Origin of the sequence: Vibrio sp. OPT46, assembly GCF_015163535.1 — a bacterium.
GTDB classification, from domain to species: Bacteria; Pseudomonadota; Gammaproteobacteria; order Enterobacterales; family Vibrionaceae; genus Vibrio; species Vibrio alginolyticus.
In genome coordinates this window covers 60,326-64,867 of sequence record NZ_JADDYG010000074.1, presented here as the reverse complement: position 1 = coordinate 64,867, position 4,542 = coordinate 60,326, and the positions used below count along the sequence as shown (strand labels likewise).

General features: G+C 44.0%; 7 protein-coding genes and 1 pseudogene. All 8 read left to right on the top strand.

Features of this window, described 5'->3' with window-relative positions; translation table 11 throughout:
- Positions 1 to 430 (top strand): annotated as a pseudogene (locus IQR33_RS32185) (MSHA biogenesis protein MshE); the annotation flags it as partial.
- An 8-nt stretch (positions 431 to 438) separates the two neighbouring features.
- Positions 439 to 1,662: a type II secretion system F family protein gene (locus tag IQR33_RS03180; RefSeq protein ID WP_005381186.1), complete on the top strand. Its 1,224-nt coding sequence runs from the start codon at positions 439 to 441 to the stop codon at positions 1,660 to 1,662.
- 3 nt (positions 1,663 to 1,665) lie between these two features.
- A complete protein-coding gene (locus IQR33_RS03175) occupies positions 1,666 to 2,127 on the top strand; it encodes a hypothetical protein (protein WP_005381184.1) in 462 nt (153 codons plus the stop codon).
- A 291-nt stretch (positions 2,128 to 2,418) separates the two neighbouring features.
- The gene (locus tag IQR33_RS03170) at positions 2,419 to 2,910 is read left to right on the top strand and encodes a type II secretion system protein (protein WP_005438123.1); all 492 of its coding nucleotides are present in this window, start codon (positions 2,419 to 2,421) and stop codon (positions 2,908 to 2,910) included.
- 55 nt (positions 2,911 to 2,965) lie between these two features.
- Entirely contained in the window at positions 2,966 to 3,199 is a 234-nt protein-coding gene (locus tag IQR33_RS03165) for a hypothetical protein (RefSeq protein ID WP_054575324.1), read from the top strand.
- A gap of 115 nt (positions 3,200 to 3,314) precedes the next feature.
- Positions 3,315 to 3,794: a type II secretion system protein gene (locus IQR33_RS03160; RefSeq protein ID WP_170894156.1), complete on the top strand. Its 480-nt coding sequence runs from the start codon at positions 3,315 to 3,317 to the stop codon at positions 3,792 to 3,794.
- Positions 3,791 to 4,375, top strand: a complete 585-nt coding sequence (locus IQR33_RS03155; RefSeq protein WP_193837565.1) for a type IV pilus modification PilV family protein — start codon at positions 3,791 to 3,793, stop codon at positions 4,373 to 4,375. The genes IQR33_RS03160 and IQR33_RS03155 overlap by 4 nt, the downstream gene beginning before the upstream one ends.
- On the top strand, positions 4,375 to 4,542 hold a 168-nt coding region (locus tag IQR33_RS03150), incomplete at its 3' end, for a PilW family protein (protein WP_193843510.1). The genes IQR33_RS03155 and IQR33_RS03150, both read left to right, overlap by 1 nt.

Here is a 4,542-nt window from a genome sequence, read left to right as displayed (position 1 = left end):
TGCGCCGGGTTACTTGGTTGCTAGTGCAGTCAGAGCTGTGGTGGCGCAGCGTCTTGTGCGCCGAGTTTGCCCCGATTGTAAAACAGAAGACCACTTAGATGAGTCTCGCCAGCAGTGGTTAGCTGGGCGTTTCCCAAATCAAGTTAGCACCATTTTTTATAAAGGCGCAGGTTGCCAAAACTGTAATTTGACTGGTTATCGAGGCCGAATCGGTGTGTTTGAAATGCTCGAACTTGAGCAAGAGATGATGGATAAATTGCGCGCCAATGATGCGGTTGGCTTTGCGCAAGCCGCGCGCCGCTCAGAAAACTATAAGCCACTGCTTGCTTCTGCAATGGAACTGGCGCTACAAGGCACCGTCAGTTTGGACGAAGTGATGACCCTAGGTGAGGGCGATGCTTCTGGTAAGACTGATCCCATTTTCATATAGGTAAGTGAATGCCAACTTTTCGTTATCAAGGCCGCACGCTAGACGGCTCATCCACTAACGGCAAAATCGAAGCAGTGAACTCAGAAGCTGCGGCGGAAGCATTGATGAATAAAGGGGTCATCCCGCTCAATGTACGGTTAGAGAAAGAGTCGGCAAAAAGCCAAGTGAGCTTGTCTAAGCTGTTTGTGCCTGCTATTCCGTTGGAAGTAATTATTCTTTTCTCTCGCCAGTTGTTTAGTTTGACTAAAGCTGGCGTACCTTTGCTGCGCTCTATGCGTGGCTTGTTGCAAAATTGCGAAAACAAACAGCTCAAAGAGGCGCTAGAAGATGTCGTTTCTGAACTGAGTAATGGCCGAGGTTTGTCTTCTGCGATGCAGCAACACAGCAAAGTATTCAGCCCACTGTTCGTTTCTATGATCAACGTCGGTGAGAATACGGGTCGGCTTGACCAAGCGCTATTGCAACTGGCGAATTACTACGAACAGGAACTTGAGACTCGCAAACGCATCAAAGCGGCGATGCGTTATCCGACGTTTGTCATTATCTTTATCACCATCGCCATGTTTGTATTGAATATCTTGGTGATCCCTGAGTTTGCATCGATGTTCACGCGCTTTGGGGTTGAGCTACCATTGCCGACGCGTATTTTGATCGCGACTTCTAATTTCTTTGTTAATTATTGGGTGTTGCTGGTTGTGGCAATGATTGGCGCGTTTACTGTATTCAGAGCGTGGGTGGCGACGGCTGATGGTCGGGAGAAGTTCGATAAGTTTCGGCTTCGGCTGCCAATTGTAGGCGATATCGTTAATCGTGCGCAGCTTTCTCGTTTTGCCAGAACCTTCTCGTTGATGCTGAAATCAGGGGTGCCACTTAACCAGTCTTTGGCTTTGGCCGGGGAAGCCTTAGGGAACCGTTTTTTAGAAAACCGAATTCTTGAGATGAAGTCCGCGATTGAAGCGGGTAGCACCATTTCAGTGACGGCCATCAACAGCAAAATATTCACCCCATTGGTGATTCAGATGATTGCAGTAGGTGAAGAAACTGGTCGTATTGATGAGTTGCTGCTGGAAGTGTCGGACTTTTACGATCGAGAAGTCGATTACGATCTAAAAACACTGACCGCAAGAATAGAACCATTACTTTTGGTGATTGTCGCAGGCATGGTCATGGTGCTGGCATTGGGTATCTTCTTACCAATGTGGGGAATGCTCGATATCATCAAAGGCGGCTAATAGGTGGTTGAAAATCAAAGCCGAGCAACGCTTATTGTGTTTGGGGTTATTGCTACGATTATGGCGGTGGGTTTGGCGGTCAAATTACGTCCTGTGACCGAGCAAGCACAAGTAACTGGAGCGAAGTTAGCGAGAGTTTGGATGCAAGATAGTGTTCAGCGTTATCGTCAAGCTTGGCTAGTACAAGGCGAGCCAGAACATATGCTGATGGATGGCTTAAACCTTACTATGACTGAGGGCGGGTTAGTGTCTCCCTTTACTCAGCAAGGTGTATTAGATTGTGGTTATTGGCTAGCGGTGCATTACCCCCAACGTAAAATAATGACCAACAAGTTAATAGATATCAGTGGAGCCATCAAAACTGATCGTTATGTCTGTCAATACACTTATGAAAATGGTCAGTCGATTGTAGTTATCTCAACTGCTAATCAACTGAAAATAGACGTCGAAATGTCGGCGGAGTGAATTTTTTGACACCTAAGCACTATAATTGGTAATGAAAGTCGGTATAATGCAATCATTACCATAAGTAACAGGCTGTAATAGTGGGTAAACAATAATGTGTTTTTCTCATTGCAGCATGAACTGAATAATGGCGAATCGTCATTCTGCTCAAGCGGTAGATACAGTATCCACTTCACGGTCAGTTTTAGTGAACGTTGCTGCCCCAAACCGTTTTGACAATATCCAAAATGGTCGCGTGACCTAAACAAAACTTTGCAGTTGTACTGCATGCTTACATAGAGAGAGTAAACAATGAAAAGACAAGGTGGTTTCACCCTTATCGAATTGGTAGTGGTAATTGTAATCCTAGGTATTCTAGCGGTCACTGCAGCACCACGTTTCCTTAACCTGCAAGATGATGCTCGTGCAGCTGCTAATCAAGGCCTTAAAGGTGCAATTGATGGTGCTGCAGGTATTACTTATGGTAAAGCTGCGGTAGAAGGCAAAGAATCTTTGGCTGACGCAAGCACGAAAGTAGAAGATATTACGATCTACCTAGGTTACCCAACGGCTGACGAAAATGGTTTAGGTAAGGCTGTGCAAGGTTTGAGTGATGATTGGGTTCAAATTAAAAAAACAGCTCGTAAAGATGCTACAGATAAGAAAAATGGTACTGCAGGCACAGTTATTTATGCATCTGAGGACAAAGCTTCAGAGTGTGTTCAGTACTCTGAATCATACTATGATGCAGATGGTGCGCTCATTCCTGCTAAAACCGTGATGACAAATTCTTGTACCAAATAATCATTTGTTTGATTTTAAAGGGGTCATAACGACCCCTTCTCTAAGGTATACGTAGGTGAGAATAGTAAAGGGTCTATCCCGAATTGAATTTGTCGTAATACTCGTTTTTATCGCTACCGCAGGGTATATCGTACTACCTCGATACATAAGCTTTGAACCAGAAATTTATGAAGCAAAGTGGGAGCAAACCAAGCAAACCGCTGAGCACGTTTCTGAAACGCTAAGCAACAAAGAAACATACGATCGAATTGAAGAAGAAATTGGTCGTTCAAAAGGGCAAAATAACTAGACATTGGTTATTTGTTCGTCTGTTCACACTTCGAATCGAAAAATTATAAACCTATCATTAATCTCATAATTTCATCGTATACTTATCTCGCTTGTTCTAAGCCTAAGGTTGGGTTATGAAAATTCGCAGCTCTGCATTAGGGTTCACGTTAATGGAGTTAATCCTCATGATTGTTCTCCTCTCTATCCTTTCACTTTTTGCAGCCAGCCGTTTTATGGGATCTGGCAATTTCTCTGCATATGCATTACAAGAACGCGTGATTTCTGTGATTCGCCAAGTGCAGGTGAATCGTATGCAGTCGAATGCTACAAGTCCTGATAACAACTTTCGTTTACAAGTTTCTAGCTCATGTGTTGGTTCGGTTGCTGCCTGTGCACTAACAGGCAGTGCACGAGATGCTCGTAGTGACGTGGTTATCGATAAGTCCGCAAGGTTTTCCGTTATCAGCGGTGCCGCAAATACAATTAATTTTAACCTTCTCGGCAATCCTGTAAGTGGTGCTGTAAACATCTTAATTGAAGATAAGCATGGTCGAAGCCGCTGCCAAGTTGAAATTAATTCTCAAGGTTATGTTTCTAAAGGTACATGCTCATGAAGAAATCTAGTGGCATGACTTTAATAGAAATGATCATCGCGATTGTTTTGATGGGCATTGCGATGGTGGCGTTTACTTCTTTTCTTGTCCCTCAGATTCGAGATTCCGCCATCCCTCATTATCAAACCCGCGCTGCCGCATTAGGCCAAGGTTTCATGTCTCAGATATTGTCGCGAGGCTTCGATGAAAACAGCGACTTTGATGGTGGTTTAGTCCGCTGTGGTGAGACTGTCCTTGGTGGTAAGGATTGTTCCACAAGTCTTGGGGCAGATAGCGATGAATCAAACCCAGCTAGTTTTAATGATGTCGATGACTATATCGGTTGCTGGTATACGAAAAGCACAAAGGCTAAATGTAACTCTACGCCGTTATATGAGCTGAGTAACGTTCTTGGTACGTCTATGGAAAGTGATTACAAGAACTTTCGAGTAGAAGTGAAAGTGCAATACGTTGAATCAGACGGTACGGGTGTAAATAATCCTTCACTGGAAGAGATCACGGCTTATAAACGAGTCACTATGACTATTTACGCCGGACAAACACAGCCTTTAACACTGTCTGCGATAAGGGGAAACTACTAATGAAAAATCGTGGTTTCACTTTAATAGAAATGGTCATCACTATTGTGGTTGGTAGTTTTATCATGCTCGGAATTGCTGGTTATTTGCAGTTAGGAGCAAAGGGCTATGCCGACACTATCGATAGGCAGAAACTACAAACTCAGGCTCAGTTCGTTATTGAGAAAATA